The organism is Compostimonas suwonensis, from assembly GCF_002797855.1.
In the GTDB taxonomy this organism is placed as follows: domain Bacteria; phylum Actinomycetota; class Actinomycetes; order Actinomycetales; family Microbacteriaceae; genus Compostimonas; species Compostimonas suwonensis.
In genome coordinates this window covers 660,604-679,564 of sequence record NZ_PGFB01000002.1, presented here as the reverse complement: position 1 = coordinate 679,564, position 18,961 = coordinate 660,604, and the positions used below count along the sequence as shown (strand labels likewise).

Sequence of the window (18,961 nt, the reverse complement as noted above, 5' to 3'; positions counted from 1 at the left end):
CCGCACACCTCAGAAGTGTCCGCATACCCCGGAAAGGTTCCACACTCGCACGTTTTCCCTCTCCGCGTCGTGAGCGGGACGACCGGCGAGGCGTCTCGGCCGGCGCCTGTGCGCGGGCGAGCTGATTCTTTTCGACGATTGTGCGAGCGGATGGAACCTTTCGGCGGTGCGCGGACATTCAGTGGGTGTGGGGCGCTGAAAGGTGACTTCACAGTTGTCGCCGTGCGCGCGGATTCCGCTCTGCTTCCGAGGCGTCGGCGACAGTGGGGGATGAAAGAGAAGGGCCGCGTGCTGGCTTCGCAGGCGGCCCTTCTCGACACTCCGCCACTCGACACTCCGGCATCCGCATCCGGCATCCGGCATCCGGCACCCGACATCGGGCACCCGGGTGCGCGTGACGCGGGCCCGGAGGAGGGGCCACCTCCTCCTCGGGGACGAAAAAGCGCCGGATCGTGCCGAGATCCCGCCCCGTGCTCGTACGGTTGCAAGGGTGAAGTCTGTGCAGAGAATGGTGCGGCCGGCCGTCGAACCGGTGGTCGGCCTGGGATTCGTGGTGTTCTGGCTGTTCGCCGAGGTCGGTCGGTTCGAGGACGGCTACTCGGGCTGGGCGACCTGGGGCTGGCTGCCGTTCGCGATGATCGGCCTGGCCATCGCGGTGAGCAAGCTGCTGCCGTGGCTCGCCGTCGGGCTCATCGGCATCCTCCTGCTCGGCCAGCTGCTCGGGGTCTTCATGCGCTTCGGGCAGACCGCGTGGCCCGCGTACCTCGGCCTGCTCGTCGTGGGAGTCGTGGTGTCGAGGGTCGCCCCGGCCGCACTGCGCAGGATGTCGCTGCCGCTCTTCTGCGTCTACGCCGTGGCGATCGCGGCTCTGCTCACCCTGCCGTGGCTCTCCTGGTTCGACGACTCGGGTGTGCTGAACGGGTGGGGCCCGCACGATCCGCAGCTCTGGTCGAGTTTCGTGATCTGGTCGATCGTGATCCTGACGCTCGCGCTCGCCTGCTGGTTCATCGGCTTCGGTCTCCGCGCCCGCTCGGACCGCAACACGAGCGAGGCCCTGCGCCGGGAGGCGCAGGCCGAGCTCGCCGTGAGCGAGGCCGAGCTCGTGCTGTCGTCGGAACGCGACCGCATCGCACAGGACGTGCACGACATCATGGCGCATTCGCTGTCGGTCATCCTCGCCCAGGCCGACGGTGCGCGCTACCTCGCCGAGAAGCGCCCGGAGTCGACCACGACCTCCCTCATCGCGATCGCGCAGTCGGCGAGGGAGTCGCTCGTCGAGGTGCGGATGCTCATCGACTCGCTGGTCTCCGAGCCGGAAGGCCATTCGCATCCGACCCTCGACGATCTCGAGGCGCTGCTGGAGCGGATGCGCGCTGCCGGCCTGGCCGTCGAGCTCGACGTGTTCGGCGGGCAGGCCTCCCTCACGACCGGCCAGCAGCTCGCGGTCTACCGGATCGTGCAGGAGAGCCTCACGAACGCCCTCAAGCACGCGGGATCGCAGGCCCGGGCCCGGATCGCCTTCGACTGGCGCGGGCCCGGGCTGGCGCTCACCGTGACGTCGAGGGGCGAGTCGACGGCGACGGCCGGGGTGCCTGCGGCATCCGGAGCCCCGACGCGCGGGGTGCGCGGGATGCGTGAGCGCGCGCGGCTCGCCGGGGGATGGCTCACGGTGGGAACGGACGACGACGATCCGCGCTGCTTCCTCGTCACGGCCTTCATCCCCACGGCCGAGGCCCTCCGCTCCGGCGCCGTCGAGGGGAGCGTGGCCCGGTGACAGCCACGACTCCCGCGAGCTTCGCCGCGCCCGCCATCCGGGTGGCGATCGCCGACGACCAGACGCTCTTCTGCTCCGGCATCCGCATGCTCGTCGAGTCGCAGGACGACCTCGCCTTCGCCGGCGTCGCGTACGACGGCGAGCAGATCGTGGAGCTCGCGCTCCGGGAACAGCCCGACGTCATCCTCATGGACATCCGGATGCCGAAGGCCGACGGCGTGACCGCGACCGAGCGCATCCTGGCCGCGGGCCTCGCGAAGCCGCCGAACATCATCGTGCTCACGACCTATCAGCGCGACGTCGCCGTGCTCAGCGCGATCACCGCGGGCGCGAGCGGCTTCATCATGAAAGACGCGACACCCGAGTTCCTGCTCGCCTCGATCCGGGCGGTGCACGCCGGGCAGTCCGTCATCGCGCCGAGCAGCACGGTCGGGCTCATCCGCGATCTGGCGCCGCAGCGAGAGCTGCCGCCCGCCGACACCTCCATCGAGGTGCTCTCGGCGAGGGAGAAGGAGGTGTTCCTCTTCGCGGCCCGCGGCCTGAGCAACGCCGAGATCGCGGCGACCGCCTTCATCAGCGAGACCACGGTGAAGAGCCACATCTCCAGCATCCTCGGCAAGCTCGGCATGCACTCGAGGGTGCAGCTCGTGGCGCACGCCTACGAGAACGGGCTCATCCGCTAGTTTTGGGCTATGAGCACACGGCCCCTCGCAGTGATCACGGGCGCCACCGCGGGCATCGGCGCCGAGTTCGCCCGGCAGCCCGCGGCACGGGGCTCCTCGTCGCCGTGCCGCTGCGGCTGACCCATGCGGCTCTCGGCCAGATGCTGCCGCGTCGCCGCGGAACGATCGTCAACATCGCGAGCGTCGCGGGTTCACCCCGCGCGGCACCTACGGCGCGGCGAAGGCGTGGCTGATCAGCTTCAGCCGCTGGGCGAACGCGAGCTACAAGCCCCGCGGGGTCTCCGTCACGGCGGTCGCGCCCGGCTTCGTGCGCACCGAGTTCCACCAGCGGATGGATGTCGGCACCGAGGGCATCCCCGATCTCCTGTGGCTGCAGGCGGAGCAGCTCGTGCGCATCGCGCTGAGGGACGTCGCGAGAGGCAAGGCGGTCTCGATCCCGACGGCGCGCTACAAGGTCATCGTCGCGCTGTCGCGCGTGCTGCCCACCCGTCTCGTGGCGAGCACCGCCCGAGTCGGGCGCTGACGCGGCATCCTCCGCGGGCGCGGCATCCTCCGCGGGCGCGGCATCCCGTGCTGACGGGGCTTTCCGCGCCGTGACGACCTGACTCAGCCCTCGCTGCGCTCGATCTGGGCGTCGAGGTCGTGCGGCGCGAGATCGCCGTGCAGGAAGGCGCCCGAGCGGGGCAGGCTCAGGTGCAGATCGCTCGAGGCGCAGATGGCGACCTCGCCGTGATCGAGCACGAAGTCGAGCATGTGGCCGCCGCGGTGACGACCGGAGTCGAGGAAGTGCAGGTGATAGCCGGCCACCGAGATGCCCTGCTCGTAGTCGGGGGTGCGGAAGCCGGCGAGAGTGCCGGTGACCTCGGTGAAGACCATCTCCTCCTGCCCCGCGGCCGCCTCGCTCAGCCGCGGATACGGCCGGTGCTGCTCGACGGCCGTGCGGGTGTGCACACGCGCGAAGCTGCCGGTCACCCGCACCGCGTAGAAGAGGTTCTCGCTCACGATCGTCCTGTCGATCCACTCCACGAGCTGCGCCTTCGAGGTGGGCTCCGTCACGGCGAAGGTCTGCTCCGCCCCGAACCAGGTCACGACCGCGAAGGGGGTGAGCTCGGTGTCATCCGCGACGTGAGCGCTGCCGTCGGAGCGCAGGTGGTGGCAGACGCCGTCGAGCACGACCATCTCGCCGTCGAGATGGTTGAAGGTGCCGACGCCGAAGTCGCCGTGGCCGAGAAGCTCCGCGACGCTCACGTCGCCGTCGTAGATGCCGTCGACGAGGGCGCTCATGGTCGACGTCTGGTAGACCGTGTGGGCGCGTTCGGCATCGTGATGGATGCCGGAGCCGCCGTGACGGTGGGCGAGGATGTTGCGCGCCCACCCGAGGAACGAGTCATGAGTGGTCATGGCACTACCCTGGCACACGGCATCCGCTCGTTGGCAGGCCGCGAGCAGCGTGATGCTCATTGCCGAAACCCGAGGAGCGGTATACGGTCGTCGCTGGCGGCGTACGATGACGCGCGGAGACCCACACCGAGGCGGCCGTGCGGCGCCGAGGTATCCGTGGGGGTACGACAGTAGTGGTGCGTTGTGATGCGCACCTCACGGTGCTGGGCGATCGGTCGGTGCTGACCGGTCGCCCAGCACGTCACCGTCGCCCAGCCCTCGGGCCGGTTCTCGGTAGGGGCGGTTCTCGGCGCGGGTGGCGCTAGCGCGCTGTGACGACGTCGAGACGCACGCGCTCGGGCAGTGCAGCGTATTTCTCGCGGCGCTCGGGCACGACGATCCCGTTGAGCACGAGCTCCCACATCCGCACCAGGCGGTCGGAGAGGTCGGCCCACTCCGAGATCACCTGCGAGACCATCTGGGCGCCCGTGAAGGCCTCGATGACGAAGTTCGCCACGTCGGGCACGTTGGTCGCCGGCAGCACGTCGCCCTCGGCGACGGCTTTGTGCAGGAACTTCTCGCTCGTGTTGATCCAGTCGACGTAGGGGCCGCGCGCGAACTCCGGGAAGAAGTTCGACGACTCGGTGCCCAGGCGCAGTCCGGCCCGCACGATCGGGTTCGTCGTCAGTTGCGTCGCGAGCTCTCGGGAGAGCAGCACGAGCCCCTCGATGCCGGGCACGTCGCTCCGCAGGAACTCCTCGCCGCTGCCGAGAGAGATCTCGTGCTGGCGTCGGATCACCTCGAGTGCGAGGTCACGCTTCGACTCGAAATGAAAGTACAGAGCTCCCTGAGTCACCCCCGACTCTTGGATGATGTCCGAGAGTTTCGCGGTCGAATAACTCAGTTGCGAGAACACGAGTCCAGCTGCTCGGACGATCGTCTCGCGCGTCTCGAATGCACGGGCCTGCTTGAGCATGAAACTCCTCACTTATCAGCACATTCAACTTTACTGGTGCGTCGCTCATGACAACGAAAGTGATGGCCTCATGTCGCAAAATCGGTGGTGTTTTTCTTGGGATCCGACGACACTTCACTGCATGGTACCGAATGCGTGTCGCGGGCGCGCGCAGACAACGATGTTGCGCCCGTAATCATGGACATTCGTTAGCCTTTCACACATGACCGACTCCGCGCCGCTCGGCGACCTCGACGGATGGACCCGTTCCCCGTTCACGGGTGCGGGCTTGAGCTACGACTGCTACGAGAAGGGCGCCGGACCAGGGGTCGTTCTCATACCGGAGGTGCCGGGGATCACCCCGCAGGTTCTCGGCCTCGCGCAGCATCTCGTCGACGAGGGCTTCACGGTCGTCGTTCCCTCGCCATTCGGGGAGCCGGGCCGAGCGGCGAGCGGGGGATACACGGCGCGTGTGCTCTCGCGGCTGTGCGTCTCATCCGAATTCCGGGCGTTCAGCGTCGCAGCACGCCGCCCCATCACCGACTACCTCCGTGCGGTCGCCGCAGAGCTCGCCGCGCGCACTCCCGGTCGCGGCGTCGGGGTGATCGGCATGTGCTTCACGGGCGGTTTCGCGCTCGCCATGGCCGTCGACGACGAGGTGGTCGCGCCCGTGATGAGCCAGCCCGCGGTGCCGTTCCCGCTGGGCGCCGCCCGTCGGGCCGATGCCGGGGTGACCGATGCCGACTTCGACCGGATCGCCGAGCGGGCCGCGAGCTCCGAGCTGTGCGTGCTGGGCCTGCGGTTCAGCGAGGACAGGACGGTGCCGCGAGAGCGTTTCGCCACGATCAAGGCGCGACTGGGCGAGGCGTTCGAGGTCATCGAGCTCGACTCCTCGCCGGGCAATGCGGGCGGCTTCTCGGCGAGCGCCCACTCGGTGCTCACGCGCGAGGTGCGCGAGGCACCGGGTCATCCGGCTCTCGAAGCCCGCGAGCGGGTCGTCGAGTTCTTGCGCGCGCAGCTCGCCGTGCGCGGCTGACCGATCGATCGGAGCCCCGGCTGCGGATCACCCCCAGAGCGGGTCACAGACCACCTGCCGTTCACTTCGGGCGTGTATGACTCTCCCCGGGGAATGGTTGTTTCGCGGGGGCGGAATGCGGTTCGCGTGGAAGGGCGTCGGGTGGTGAGCAGTTTCTCCCTCTGGATCGCCGCGCACAGGTCGGCCGTCATCACGGCGACGAGCGGCTCGCTCGTCGCAGCCCTCGTGGCCGCCGTCGCGATCGTGTCGTCGGGCTACGACACGAAGACCCTGAACCTGGGCGACGCCTCGGTCTGGGTCACGAACACCTCGCGCCACGCCGTGGGGCGGGTCAACACGCAGATCCCCGAGCTCAACACGGTCATCGCCTCGACGCAGGGGGCGGTGGATGTCGCGCAGCACGAGAACCGTGTGGTCGCCGTCGACCCGGCCGCCGCCACCGCCCGGCTCATCGACCCCGCGACATCCGCCGACTCCGATCCCGTGGCGCTGCCCGCGGGCGATCCCGTCGTGCTCCTGGCCGGCGACCGAGTCGTCGTGCACGAGCGCGACAGCGGCGACGTCTGGTTCGTGCCCTTCGACGAGTTCGGGCGCTACGACGCCGGCTCGGCGCCCGAGCTGCGGCTCGGCCCGGGGGCCGAGGTCGTGGTCTCGGGCGGGAGCGTGATCGCGCTGGCACCCGGCCTGTCCGAGGTGCTGCGGGTCGGCGCGGGGGAGGCCGGTGCAGCCGCCGAGCGGCAGCGCGTCGCGATCGATCCCCTCCACGAGCTCCAGCTGGCCGAGGCCGGCGACGGCTGGGTGGTCTTCGACCGCACCACGGGCGCGCTCATCACCGCCGAGCGCCGGGTCGAGATCGGCGACGCCCTGCCGGACGAGGGCGCCGTGCTCCTGCAGGCGTCCTCCGACGACTCCGCCCACGCGTATCTCGCGAGCTCGACCCGACTGCTGCGGGTCGACCTCGCGACGAGCGAGGCGAGCATCGTGAGCGACGGCCACGCGGGTGAGCCGGTCGCGCCCATCACCCTGTCGGGGTGCACCTTCGCCGCGTGGGGCGACGGCGGCTCGTGGCGGCAGTGCGGCGAGCAGGCGGGGGAGAGCGGCATCCTGCAGGGGCTCGGGTCGGCTGCGGGGCTCGTGTTCCGGGCCAACGCCGACCGCGTTGTGCTCAACGACCCGGCGACGGGTGACGCCTGGGTCGTGCAGAGCGGCAACCGTCTCGTCGAGAACTGGGACGAGCTGCTGCCGAGCGACGAGTCCGCGCCGGAGCTCGGCGACACGAGCACACCGCCCGAACCGCAGGCCGTGGAGCAGGCGCCCGTGGCCGTCGACGACGGCTTCGGTGCGCGGCCGGGCCGCACGACGGTGCTGCCCGTGCTCGCCAACGACTTCGATCCCAACGGCGACGTGCTGCTCGTCGACGAGGTCGGGGCGCCGGATGCCTCCGACGTCGTCGTCGAGATCGTGCCGGGCCGGCAGCGGGTGCGCGTCACCCTCCCCGCCACCGCGACGGGTGAGCTGGCCTTCTCGTACACGATCTCCGACGGGCACGGCGGCACCGCGACGGCGCAGGTGGTCGTGGCCGTGCGTCCTCCCGAGCAGAACTCGCCCCCGGCCCAGCTGCGGCCGACGCGGGCGCAGCTCGCCCTCGGCGCCCGGCTGACGACGAACGTGCTCGGCGACTGGTTCGACCCGGACGGCGACGCGTTCTACCTGAGCTCGGCGGATGTCGCAGCCCCCGACACCGTGACCCACGAGTCCGACGGCACCCTGGTCTACACCGACGCCGACGCGACGACGGGTGCCCGATCGATCTCGACGACCGTCAGCGACGGAACCGCGACCGGGCAGGGCTCGGTGGAGCTCACGGTGCGCGACCCCGGTGACGTCCCCCTCACGGCCGAGCCGTTCGCCGTCGAGGCGATCGCCGGGCGCGAGACGACGATCGAACCGCTGTCGCACGTGCGCGGCGGCACGGGCACGATCCGGCTCACCGAGGTCGCGGCGCAGGCCGGGGTGCAGATCGTGCCCGAGCTCGGCACAGGCGCCTTCCGCATCGTGCCGGAGGCCGCGGGCGAGCTGCAGCTGGGCTACACGGTCTCCGACGGCGATCAGTCCACGACGGGTGTCGTGCGTGTCACGGTTCTCGCCCCGCCCGAGACCGGGTCCCCGCCGGTGACCGTCCAGCACACCGTCTTCGCACGTCCCGGCTCCACGGTCGAGGTCGACGTGCTCGCAGGCGACCGCGACCCGGCCGGCGGGGTGCTCTCCGTGCTCGGCTTCGCGGGTGCGGTGGCCGAGAGCCTGCGCGCCGACGTCCTCGATCGCAGCGTCATCAGGATCACGCTCGTGCAACCGCTGCCCGACGGCTCCGTCGACGTGCCCTATCGCGTGAGCAACGGCGTCGCCGAGACGGTCGGCACCGTCACCGTGGTGGAGATCCCCGAGCCGCCGACACGCCAGCCGCCGATCGCCCGAGCGGATGCCGCGACCGTGCGTGCGGGCGACGCCGTCGACATCGCGGTGCTGGCCAACGACTCCCACCCCGACGGCGACCGCCTGACTCTCGCCCCCGAGCTCGATCGCGACGTCTCGGGCGGCCTGCTGTTCGTGCGCGGCAGCAGCCTCCGGTATCTCGCCCCCTCCGAGCCGGGGACCTTCACGGCGGGCTACCGGGTCGTCGCCCCCGACGGGCAGTGGGCCACCGCGGAGGTGACGCTCACGGTCCGGGCCGCCGACCCCGCCGCGAACACGCAGCCGACCCCGCGCCCGGTCACCGCTCGTGTGGTCGCGGGCGAGACGGTGCGCATTCCCGTGCCGCTCGACGGCATCGACCCCGACGGCGACTCCGTGAAGCTCCTCGGGCAGTCCTCGGCGCCGTCGAAGGGCGTCGTGCACACCGGCGCGACCTGGCTCGAGTACACGGCCGGTCCGTCGAGCGTGGGCACCGACACCTTCGAGTACCAGGTCGTCGACGGTTTCGGCGCCCGGGGCACGGGCACGGTGACGGTGGGCGTGAGCCCGCGCGAGACGGCGGAGGGCGCGCCATCCGCAGCACCGGACGAGGTGACCGTGCGGCCGGGGACGACGATCCTGGCCCGGGTGCTCGACAACGACTCCGACCCGTCGGGTGGCGAGCTGCGGCTCGTCTCGGTCGACTCGGGCGATCTGCCGGGGGCGGCCACCGTGCGCGACGGCGCCGTCGCGGTCGTCGCCCCGGACGAGCCCGGGCGCTATGGTTTCGTCTACGAGATCGCCAACGCCCGCGGGGGCAGTGCCACGGCGTTCCTGACCGTCGTGGTCGACCCGGATGCCGCGCTCGCGAGGCCTCAGGTCGACGACACCGTGCTCGGGCTCGCCGATGTGCTCGGGCGCGAGCAGCTCGACGTCGCCGTGCTCGACAACGTCTTCCGTGGCGACGGGCCGCGCAACGCGCTCGTCGTGAGCATCGTGGGTGATGGCGACGCGACCGTGCGCGCCGACAAGAGCGTGCGGGTGCAGGTGAAGGCGCAGCGCCAGATCATCCCGTTCGCCGTCGCGCACCCCGATGACGCGTCCGTCGTCGCCTACGGCTTCATCTGGGTGCCCGGCCTCGACGAGGCTCTTCCCCAGCTGCGCGGCGATCTGCAGCCCCTCGCCGTCGTGAGCGGCAGCCGTCTCGTCATCCCGCTCGCCGACGTCGTGATGACCGCGAGCGGGGGCGCCGTGCGCATCGTGGACCCCGGGGTCGTGGTGGCGACGAACGCGAACGGCGAGCCGCTCGTCGTCGACGAGCGAACCCTCGCCTTCACGAGCGCCCCGGGCTACACAGGCCCGGCCTCGATCTCGGTCGGTGTGGCGGATGCCGCCGACCCGGCCCGCACCGCGACGCTCGTGATCCCCGTCGTCGTGACCCCTGCCGTCCCTCAGCCCCCGGCGTTCGCGGGCGGCACGGTGGAGCTCGAGCCCGGGCAGCGGAAGACCGTGGACCTGCGTGCCTTCACGGTGCTGCCCGTCGGAGACGAGGCGGCGCCGACCTTCACGATCGCGGCTCCGCCGCCCGGTTTCGGGGCCTCGCTCAGCGACGGCGTCCTCACGGTGAGCGCAGACACGGCCGTGCCGAGGGGAGGCCGCGGGTCGATCGCGGTCGAGGTACGAGACGCAGACGGGGGTGCTGCGAGCGGCACGATCGAGCTCGTGGCGGTCGGCTCGTCCCGGCCTCTCGCCGCGCCGGTGGGCGACACGGTCGTCGTCGAGCGCGGCTCGAGCGCCACGATCGACCTGCTCGCGAACGACACCGCGAGCAACCCGTTCCCGGGAGCGCCGCTCACGGTCACCGAGGTGCGCGGGGCGGATGCCGCGTCGTTGCCGCCGGGGGTCGTCGTGACGCCGAGCGCCGACCGTTCGCAGCTGCGGGTCGAGGTGGCCGCGGACGCCCGGGTGGCCGACGCCGGCCTGCGGTACGGGGTCATGGATGCGACGGGTGACCCGGCCCGCGTCGTCTGGGGGACCGTGCGCATCTCTGTGCAGGATCGGCCCGGCCCGATCACGGGCCTGCGCCTGACGGGAACCGCCGACCGGCAGCTGATGGTCGCGTTCTCCCCGGGCCCCGCGAACAACTCGCCCATCGCTGCCTACGAGGTGTCGGTGGCGAGCGAGGACGGCGCCGTGCTGAGCACGACCGAGTGCCGCTCGACCTCCTGCGCCGTGACGACCCTGGGCAACGGCGTCGGCAATCGCGTTCTCGTGAGCGTCGCCGCCCGCAACCGGGTCGGCCTCTCCGACCCCGTGTCGCTCGGGCAGGCGGTCTGGTCCGACGTGCTGCCCGAGGCCGTGACCGCGCTCACGGCGCGACCCGGCGACGGCCGCCTGCAGCTCAGCTGGAACGTCGCCCGGCTGCCCGCGGGCGCGAGCGCGGTGAGGGCGTACCTCGTGCGCGTCGACGGGCGCGATGCCGCGACGGTGGCTCCGGCATCCTGTGCTGCGGATGTGTGCTCGACGACGGTCGCCGGCCTGCAGAACGGCGTTCCCGTCTCCATCGTGGTCGTGGCCCAGAACGACGCCTTCCGCTCTTTGGCCGTGTGGCCCGAGGCGACCATCACCGCGAAGCCGTTCGGGGCGCCCGCGGCGACGGCCGTCACGGCGAACGGCGACGACGGCCTCGGCACCGCGACGCTCAGCTGGGCTCCGTTCGGCGGCAACGGGGACTCGATCCGCGGCTACTTCGTGCAGAGCCTCGGCCCCGGCGGCACCGTCGGCCAGGCGTGCGGGGTCGTGTCACCGCCCTCGACGCAGGTGCGCGTGCCGACGGGCGGCGAGGTGCGCGAGATCGGGCGCGCCACGACGGCGACCTTCGACGGCATCACGCAGGGCGGCGCGGACTACCGTTTCGTCGTCTGGGGCTACAACCAGGCCGGATGCGTCTCGAGCGAGATCGTCACCGTCACACCGCGCCCCGCGCCCGGGCCCGTCACGAGCGTGACCGGGGTCATGGCCGACGTCGGCACCGACTACGACTACCGCATCGACAGCGTCGCGCCCGTCGCACCGCGCTACGAGGTGCAGCGAGTGGATGCCGCGGGCGCACCCGTCGGCGAGGTCGCCACGTTCAGCGGCAGCACCGTGCCCCGTGCCCTCACGGGCGGCCCCTTCGGCGAGGTCTACGGCTATCAGCTGCGCGCCTGCAACGTCTGGGGCGACTTCGCGGCGTGCGGGCCGTGGGCGGCGCAGAAGGCCCCCGCGGCTTCGATCACTTTCGAACTCGCCGGCCTCAGCTATGCGGCCGAGACCGGCGAGTGGACATGGACTGCGCTGCCTCACAACGGATCCGCCGTTGCTCGCTTCCGCTGCGGGAGCTTCTCCGGAACGAGCGGAGCCTCGTTGGGTGCCGAGATGGGCTGTCGTACCGAGTGGGCCGTTGCCCCGAGCGATGCGTGGATTCAGTTTCAGGTCGGCCGGATCATCCGCCAGATCAGACCGGGCGATCTGCCTCCGCACTGAACCTTGTGCGAACGAAGCTCTATTCGAGGTCGAGGGCTGACGCTTTGTTGTTGAAGGTGCCGAGGTTGTTGCTCGACGCGGCGGGCCCGAACGAGTCGCCTCCCCAGAACTCGTCCTCATAGAGAATCGCGTCACAACCGTTGAATGCTTGGAAGGACTCGATTCGGTCATTCCACTCATTCAGGCTCTGAAGCGAGTAGGTAATACCGCTGCACACGCCGACGGCGGAGGTGAAGAAACTTACACTAGGCCCACTCTGATTGGTGCCGTCCCAGCCGGTCATGAGCAGAAAGTTGAGTGGAGGATCCGCGAGCTTCGACGCCCGGGCAGCGAGGGGTGCGTTCGGGGAATCGGTCTTGGTCGCGACCAGGGGGACGCCCGTAGCGAGCTCGATCTGCTCGACGATGTCGAGCGAGCTGTCGAAGCATCCGGTCTCTCCGGTGTCGACGTTCGTCCAGCAGGACTGCGAGAGCTCTTCTGCGTTGGCCGGCGTTGCCGCCAGGAGGGGAACGGCCAGTGCTCCGAGGAGGACGGTGGCGCTGAGGACTCCGCGCAGGGCGCGGTTGGGCTGTGCTTTTCGAGTATTCATGCGGTCATTCAACCGTTCCGCGGTCGTGCAGGGCAGAAGCATGCGGCATCCGTTGAGTGAATAGTGAGCGTGTCTCGTTTGTGTGGGAGACATCTCCGACGCCGGAGAATGACCACTGGGAGAACTCTTTCTCGGCGAGGGTAACGATCCGAAAATGTCACACATATATATAAGAGGTATAGATTGCCCTCGAAAACGAGCCGTTTTTGTGCCGCAACCGTGCCGAAACGGCCCCGATGCGACCCCCTTGTCCGCTTAGGGTACAGTCCGCTGTGATGAACGCAGCGAGAGATCAGGGACTCATCGCATCCGCTTCCCGGGGTGACGAGCGCGCCTTCGGCATGCTCTACGACCAGCACATCGAGGCCGTTTATCTGCAGGCTCTCGCGGAACTGGGCAGTGAAGACGACGCTCAGGATGTCGCCCAGGAGGTCTTCGCGATCGCCTGGCGCAAGCTCGGGAAGATCCGCCTCGTCAGCGGTTCCGCGCTTCCCTGGCTGCTCACGACCTGCCGGAACGTGACGGCGAACAGGCTGCGGTCGAACCAGCGCCGACCTGTGACGGAGAACCTCGACGATGTTGGCCCTACTATGGCCGACACGGAGCCGTTCGAAAAAGCTGTTGACTCTCAACATCTGGTGAGCCGCGTGGAAGGGGAGGTGGCGACGATGTCATTTCTCGACCAACAGGTCTACCGGTCAGTTTTTCACGACGGCTTGTCGTACGATGAGGCCGCCGAGGCGTTGTCGATATCGTCCTCGTCCGTGCGCAAACGACTCAACCGGGTTCGAACCCGGTTGCGCGCCAAATTCGGGGAGGAACGATGAGCACACCTCCCGAGCTGAGCCCCGAGCGTCGCGCTGCGATGCGCGAGTGGGTCATGGACTACGTCGAGACGCGCAAGCGCCGCCGCAGGCGTTTCACGATCGCCGGCATCTCGCTCGTGAGCGCCGGCGCGCTCACGGCGGCCGCCTGGATCGTGCTGGCCCCGCCTGTCGTGCAGGAGCAGTGGGTGTTCTGCTACGAGGAGCCCAGTCTCGACGCGCACCACTCCGAGGGCATCCGCGACGAGCCGGGTGGAGATCGAGTCGCCAACGCGCTCGACATGTGCGGCACCCTCTGGAAGGCCGGCATCCTCGGCGGCGACGGCACTCCGGTCTCGTCGACGCCGACCATGGACTTCCCCCTGCCGAATCTCACGCTCTGCGTGCGCCCTGACAACACCCTCGCGGTCTTCCCCACGGATCCCGGCACCGATACCGCGACGTTCTGCTCCGCCCTCGGTCTCGCGACCGACCCCGCCTCCTGATCTCGCCGGGTTCGCCGGGCTCGCGCCACGGCCGCACGACGGCGAGGATGCTGCGCCCCGTCCGCGCCTGAGGTGCGGGATCCTCGTCCCGACGCCGCTGCCCTCCGGCGCACTCGAGCGATGGCTCATACGACGTCCGATTCGCGTCCGGGTCTCCATTCGTCGCTTTCGTGTGACCCCCCCCAATCGCGGCACAATCGCACGCGAAAACCTGCTTTCCGCATCTGACGAATCGTTCCCCCCTCCAATTCGGATTCACCAATTGTTCGCCATCTATTGGGCATCCGTTACTTGAGATTCACGGTTTGTTACCGAAATAGGTATTCCGGGGACCCGCAACGCAAGGCAGTCTTGTCTCGTAAGCCGGTGATCAACCGCAGAGTCCAGTTTCAGCTCGCAGGGCACATGACGTGCCCGCTTCGCTGACCTCATCGTCTCCCAGGAGAGTTCTTTCGTCATGCCTTCAGCCACTGCCGCCCGAGTGAGTTTCGCTGAGTTCAGCGATCCGACGCAGCGGATGTTCGCGACGTTCGCCACGCACATCGGCGCCGTCGAGCGGGCCGCCCGTCGGTCTCCGGCCGTTCCCGGCGAGCTGGCGGCGAAGTGGACTCGGGGTGGCAAGCGCGACCTGATCGTGTGGCGTCTGATGGCCTCTCCCCGCCGCGAGCTGGGCCGCTGCCCCCGCGGCTACGACACCTTCGTGTCCGCTCAGCGGGCGGCGCAGGCCGTCGTCGCAGGCGCCGAGCGGCTCGACTCCCACATCGTGACCTCGAAGACCGCCGAGGTGAGCGGCTGGTTCCTGAGCCTCTTCGACGTGCCGCTTCTGGTCTGCGGCCACTGGCAGCCGAACGAGGAGCTCGCGATAGCCGAGATGAACGAAGCCCGTGCGGCTCTCGACCGGGCCCTCGTCTCGAACGTCGTCAAACCGCTTCCCGTCGCACGCTCCGGCCCGCTCGGTCTCATCGACCAGGCCGAGACGGCGCTGCTGCCGGTGTCCATCCCGGTCGCCGACCTTCCCGATGCCACGGCGACCACCAGCGTGCTGCGCCGCCGTCCGCAGGGCAAGGGCGCCTGATGCCCATTCGCGAGGACACCGATACGCTGACCGAGCTCTTCGACGAGCAGGCGCCCGAGACCCCCGAGACGAAGGTCGTCACCGAGAAGCCGAGAACCCTGTCGACCGTTCGCGGCTGGCAGGACATCCTCTTCCGGGCGACCGCCCGCACCGGCGGCTTCACGGTCATGATGATCATGCTGCTGGTCGGCGTGTTCCTGCTCTTCCAGGGCTACACGGCCATCCAGTCCGCCGGCATCAACTTCTTCACGACCGAGGCCTGGGAGCCGAACGAAGGCAACTTCGGCATCGCGGCCGTGCTGTTCGGCACCGTGACCATCGCCCTCATCGCGATCGTGGTCGCAGTGCCGCTCGCCCTCGGCACCGCGCTCTACATCAGCGAGTACGCGCCGCGCCAGATCAAGCAGACGCTCATCAGCGTCGTCGATCTCATGGCCGCCGTGCCGAGTGTCGTCTACGGACTCTGGGGAATGTTCTGGCTCGAGCCGGCCATCCTCCCCTTCGCACAATGGATCGCCACCTATTTCGGCTGGATCCCCTTTCTTCAGGTGACGGACTTCGAGCCCGGGAACCCTCTGTCGACCCCGACGGTGTTCACGGCGTCCGCTTTCATCGCAGGCTTGGTTGTTGCTCTTATGGTCGCGCCAATCGCGTCGTCGATCATGCGTGAGGTCTTCAGCCAAGCTCCGCTGGGCGAGCGCGAGGGTGCTCTCGCGCTCGGCTCCACCCGGTGGGGAATGATCACGAGCGTCGTGCTGCCGTTCGGCCGTGGGGGAATCATCGGCGGCACGATGCTCGGTCTCGGTCGAGCGCTGGGGGAGACGATCGCCGTCTTCCTCGTGATCTCGCCCGTCTTCATCATCCAGCCGCACATTCTGCAGACAGGAACGAACTCCATCTCCTCCCTGATCGCCCTCCGCTACAGCGAGTCCAGCCCCTTCGAGCTCTCGGCCCTCATGGCCGCCGGTCTCGCGCTCTTCCTGATCACGCTCGTCGTCAACTTCGGCGCGTCGATCATCATCTCCCGTTCCCGCTCCGGCGCTTCGAGCGAGGGATAGACCATGACGATCCTCGACGAACCCCGTACTCGGCGCGCCGACGAGCAGGAGCCCGGCGACCGCCCGGCGACGCGCGCCGACCAGCGAAGCTCGCGTCGCGCCCGCACCTCGCTGCCTGCGCGCGAGCGGATGTCGCGGCAGTACCAGCAGAAGCCCGAGACCAAGCGCAACCTCGCCACCATCCGCCGTAGCGACGTCTTCAAGATCCTCGGCGCGTTCGCGGCGGCCGTGGCCACAGCGACCTGGCTCTTCACCCAGGTCATGCCGCTCGAAGGCGAGCTCGGCTTCGTCGCCCTGAGCTACGTGCTCTTCCTCGGCTTCTACACCGTGCTGATCAGCTTTGACGACTCCCGTGTCGCCGTGAAAGATCGGCTCTCCACCGTCTTCGCCCACTCGATCGCGATCCTGCTGATCCTCGCTCTCGCGGTCGTCGTGTTCTTCACCTTCGCCCGCGGCGCCGAAGCGCTCGTGCACTGGAACTTCTTCGTGCAGGACTTCTCGAACGCCGGCCCGCTCGACCCGCTCGACGTCGGCGGCATCTTCCACGCGGCGGTCGGCACACTCATCATGATCTCGATCGCCCTGGTGATCTCGATTCCCCTGGGCATCCTGTGCGCGGTCTTCTTGAGCGAGATCCCGGGTCGTTTCTCGAGCTTCGTGCGCACGATCGTCGAGGCGATGACGGCTCTGCCCTCGATCGTCGCCGGCCTCTTCATCTACGCGACGGTCATCGTCTTCCTCGGCTTCGACCGCTCGGGATTCGCCGCGGCTCTCGCCATCACGGTCATGATGCTGCCCATCATCATCCGAGCCGCCGATGTGGTGCTGCGGCTCGTGCCCGGCAATCTCAAAGAGGCGTCACTCGCACTCGGTGCCGGTCAGTGGCGCACGGTTTGGCACGTGGTCCTGCCCACGACCCGGTCGGGGCTGACCACGGCGATCATCCTCGGCACCGCCCGCGGCATCGGCGAGACGAGCCCTGTGCTGCTGACCGCCGGCTACACGACCTATCTGTCGTTGAACCCGTTCTCGGGCCCGATGGTGTCCCTTCCGCTTGCGACCTTCAACCTCGTGAAGTCGCCGGAGCCCTCACAGATCGCCCGTGGGTTCGGCGCCGCAGCGGTGCTCATGCTCCTGGTTCTCGTGCTCTTCCTCGTCGCGCGTGTCATCGGCGGGCGAGGTCCCGGGCAGTTGACCCGGCGTCAGCAGCAAGCACGTCTCGCGCAGAGCCGTTCGGATGCCGCGCGCTTCGAGGCCCTCGATCGCGCGAACCTCGTGGAGACCAGCGGCTACGCGGGTATGGGGTTCCAGAAGACCGGAGCGGCTGCCGCCGGAAAGGGGCAGAGCGCATGACGCGTCGTTCCTTCCGGCCGGCCGTCGGCCTCCTCGGCGTCCTGATCATCGTCGCGAGCATCCTCAACGTCGCACCCGCGCCCAAAGCGGAGGCTGTCGGCACGACCCACTGGCCGATCTCCGGCGCAGGCTCGACCTGGTCGTCGAACGCCCTCGAGCAATGGATCCGCAACGTCTGGTCGAACTACCAGTGGAGGGTGACCTTCGATCCTTCCGGCTCATCCGCTGGCCGTCAGCTCTTCGCGCAAGGAACTGTGGACTTCGGTGTCTCGGAGATCCCCTACAACCTCTCGGGCGGTGACGCGGTCGACCCGCGGCCCGCGCGGCAGCTGGCTTACATGCCGATCGTCGCTGGCGGAACCGCTTTTATGTACAACCTCGTGATCGGCGGCAAGCGGGTAACGAACCTGCGGCTTTCGGGTGAGAACGTCACCAAGATCTTCACGAACGTCATCACCACATGGGACGACCCGGCGATCAAAGCCGATAACCCCGGACTCGATCTTCCAGCGATCCCGATCGTACCGGTGGTCCGCTCCGATGGATCCGGAACGAGCGCCCAGTTCTCGTCGTGGATGAGGAGTGAGTTTCCCGATCTGTGGAATGGATATTGCGCTGCTGTCGGTCGTGGAAGCACTTGCGGAATCACCTCCAACTACCCGTCGATTCCTGGTTCTCGGTTCGTGGCGCGTTCGGGATCGAACTCCGTCGCGGGCTATGTGGCCCAGTCGCACGCTGTCGGCGCGATCACCTATGTCGAGTACTCCTACGCGCTCAATTCACGTTTCCCGGTAGCCAAGCTGCTCAATGAGGGTGGCTATTACACCGAGCCCACTGCGTCAAATGTCGCAGTAGCGCTCCTCGGGGCTCGAATCAATGAGGACCAAGCATCACCCGACTACCTCACGCAGGATCTCGTGGGTGTCTACAACTCAACCGATACGCGTAGCTATCCGTTGTCGAGCTATTCCTACATGATCATCCCGACAGCGCTCGAGAGCGGTTTTACAGAGGACAAGGGACTGACGCTCGCTGACTTCGCCTCCTACTTCCTGTGCGAAGGACAGCAGCAGGCCGAAGTGCTCGGATACTCGCCGCTCCCGATCAACCTCGTGCAGGCCGGTCAATCTCAGGTCAAGAAGATTCCCGGCGGTAATCCGCAGATCGGCGGCATCGAGGCCTGTAACAACCCGACATTCTCTCCCGACGGCTCGAACAAGCTCGCCAACGAGGCACCGTACCCGCAGGACTGCGACAAGGTCGGCCCCACGCAGTGCACACGCGGCACAGGTGGTGCAAGGGATGAAGAGACGCAGAACTCTGGCGGCGGTGGAACGGGTGATGGCGGCGATGGAGCGGAAAAGGGCTCGGGTTCTGACAACGCCGGTGCCGGCGGTGGAGGAAACTCTGGAGGCGCTGGGTCTGCTGGTGGTGCGGGAGGCGCTGGTGGTGGCGGGTCGGGAGATACCTCGATCATCGACAGCGACGCCGCGCCCGTCTTAGTGAATGCTTCTCCTCAGTTGATTCCGCAGGCCGTCAATGGTGTGTTGCCCACTATCGGCATGGTTCTCGCGGGCCTAATCCTGATCGCTTTCGCGGTGCTGCCTCCCGTCTTGGGAAAGCGTCGTCGCAAACTCGCTTTGTCCTTACCAACTCGTGGTTCGCCGCGCAGTTGAGCAACTTGAATGGAAACGAACACCGTGAGTAGAACCCCGAGCTTCCGAAACCGAGTTCGCCGTGTACGCGTTGCCAGCGCGTCCATCGTCGTGGCGT

General features: G+C 68.7%; 14 protein-coding genes and 1 pseudogene. 12 read left to right on the top strand and 3 right to left on the bottom strand.

Translation table 11 applies throughout. From position 1 onward, the window contains the following. Window positions 1-490: 490 nt before the first annotated feature. The 4 genes and pseudogenes from CLV54_RS06940 (at window position 491) to CLV54_RS18175 (ending at window position 2,980) form a co-directional block, all read left to right on the top strand. Window positions 491-1,774, top strand: coding sequence for a sensor histidine kinase (locus tag CLV54_RS06940; protein WP_157802861.1), 1,284 nt, complete (start codon window positions 491-493; stop codon window positions 1,772-1,774). Next, window positions 1,771-2,457: a response regulator gene (locus CLV54_RS06935; protein ID WP_281258160.1), complete on the top strand. Its 687-nt coding sequence runs from the start codon at window positions 1,771-1,773 to the stop codon at window positions 2,455-2,457. The genes CLV54_RS06940 and CLV54_RS06935 overlap by 4 nt, the downstream gene beginning before the upstream one ends. A gap of 229 nt (window positions 2,458-2,686) precedes the next feature. Beyond that, a pseudogene (locus CLV54_RS18180) lies at window positions 2,687-2,731 on the top strand (hypothetical protein); the annotation flags it as partial. A 33-nt stretch (window positions 2,732-2,764) separates the two neighbouring features. Then, a complete protein-coding gene (locus CLV54_RS18175; protein ID WP_342745262.1) occupies window positions 2,765-2,980 on the top strand; it encodes an SDR family oxidoreductase in 216 nt (71 codons plus the stop codon). An 83-nt stretch (window positions 2,981-3,063) separates the two neighbouring features. Here the strand turns inward: CLV54_RS18175 and budA are convergent, their stop codons facing one another. Continuing rightward, window positions 3,064-3,858 (bottom strand): acetolactate decarboxylase, encoded by a 795-nt coding sequence (gene budA / locus CLV54_RS06920; RefSeq protein ID WP_100344188.1) that lies wholly within the window; start codon window positions 3,856-3,858, stop codon window positions 3,064-3,066. 301 nt (window positions 3,859-4,159) lie between these two features. Next, complete coding sequence (locus CLV54_RS06915; protein WP_100344187.1) at window positions 4,160-4,813, bottom strand: ScbR family autoregulator-binding transcription factor; 654 nt, start codon at window positions 4,811-4,813, stop codon at window positions 4,160-4,162. A 202-nt stretch (window positions 4,814-5,015) separates the two neighbouring features. On the opposite strand from CLV54_RS06915, the gene CLV54_RS06910 reads away from it, so the two are divergent. Together CLV54_RS06910 and CLV54_RS06905 are read left to right on the top strand one after the other, a co-directional pair. Beyond that, complete coding sequence (locus tag CLV54_RS06910; protein ID WP_100344186.1) at window positions 5,016-5,828, top strand: dienelactone hydrolase family protein; 813 nt, start codon at window positions 5,016-5,018, stop codon at window positions 5,826-5,828. 144 nt (window positions 5,829-5,972) lie between these two features. Then, on the top strand, window positions 5,973-11,804 hold the full coding sequence (locus CLV54_RS06905; RefSeq protein WP_157802860.1) for an Ig-like domain-containing protein: 5,832 nt from the start codon (window positions 5,973-5,975) through the stop codon (window positions 11,802-11,804). Window positions 11,805-11,823: 19 nt separating this feature from the next. Here the strand turns inward: CLV54_RS06905 and CLV54_RS06900 are convergent, their stop codons facing one another. Next, complete coding sequence (locus CLV54_RS06900; protein WP_157802859.1) at window positions 11,824-12,435, bottom strand: hypothetical protein; 612 nt, start codon at window positions 12,433-12,435, stop codon at window positions 11,824-11,826. 233 nt (window positions 12,436-12,668) lie between these two features. Between CLV54_RS06900 and CLV54_RS06895 the strand changes: the two genes are divergently transcribed. The 6 genes from CLV54_RS06895 to CLV54_RS06870 all read left to right on the top strand — a co-directional run bounded on the left by CLV54_RS06895 (window position 12,669) and on the right by CLV54_RS06870 (window position 18,864). Next, on the top strand, window positions 12,669-13,220 hold the full coding sequence (locus tag CLV54_RS06895; protein ID WP_157802858.1) for an RNA polymerase sigma factor: 552 nt from the start codon (window positions 12,669-12,671) through the stop codon (window positions 13,218-13,220). Beyond that, complete coding sequence (locus CLV54_RS06890; RefSeq protein ID WP_100344182.1) at window positions 13,217-13,702, top strand: hypothetical protein; 486 nt, start codon at window positions 13,217-13,219, stop codon at window positions 13,700-13,702. Before CLV54_RS06895 ends, CLV54_RS06890 begins: the two co-directional genes overlap by 4 nt. 481 nt (window positions 13,703-14,183) lie before the next feature. Beyond that, complete coding sequence (locus CLV54_RS06885; protein WP_157802857.1) at window positions 14,184-14,777, top strand: hypothetical protein; 594 nt, start codon at window positions 14,184-14,186, stop codon at window positions 14,775-14,777. Further along, complete coding sequence (gene pstC / locus CLV54_RS06880) at window positions 14,777-15,835, top strand: phosphate ABC transporter permease subunit PstC (RefSeq protein WP_100344180.1); 1,059 nt, start codon at window positions 14,777-14,779, stop codon at window positions 15,833-15,835. The genes CLV54_RS06885 and pstC overlap by 1 nt, the downstream gene beginning before the upstream one ends. A gap of 3 nt (window positions 15,836-15,838) precedes the next feature. Next, a complete protein-coding gene (gene pstA / locus CLV54_RS06875) occupies window positions 15,839-17,188 on the top strand; it encodes a phosphate ABC transporter permease PstA (protein ID WP_100344179.1) in 1,350 nt (449 codons plus the stop codon). Next, entirely contained in the window at window positions 17,185-18,864 is a 1,680-nt protein-coding gene (locus tag CLV54_RS06870; protein ID WP_100344178.1) for a phosphate ABC transporter substrate-binding protein PstS, read from the top strand. Before pstA ends, CLV54_RS06870 begins: the two co-directional genes overlap by 4 nt. Window positions 18,865-18,961 lie beyond the last annotated feature (97 nt).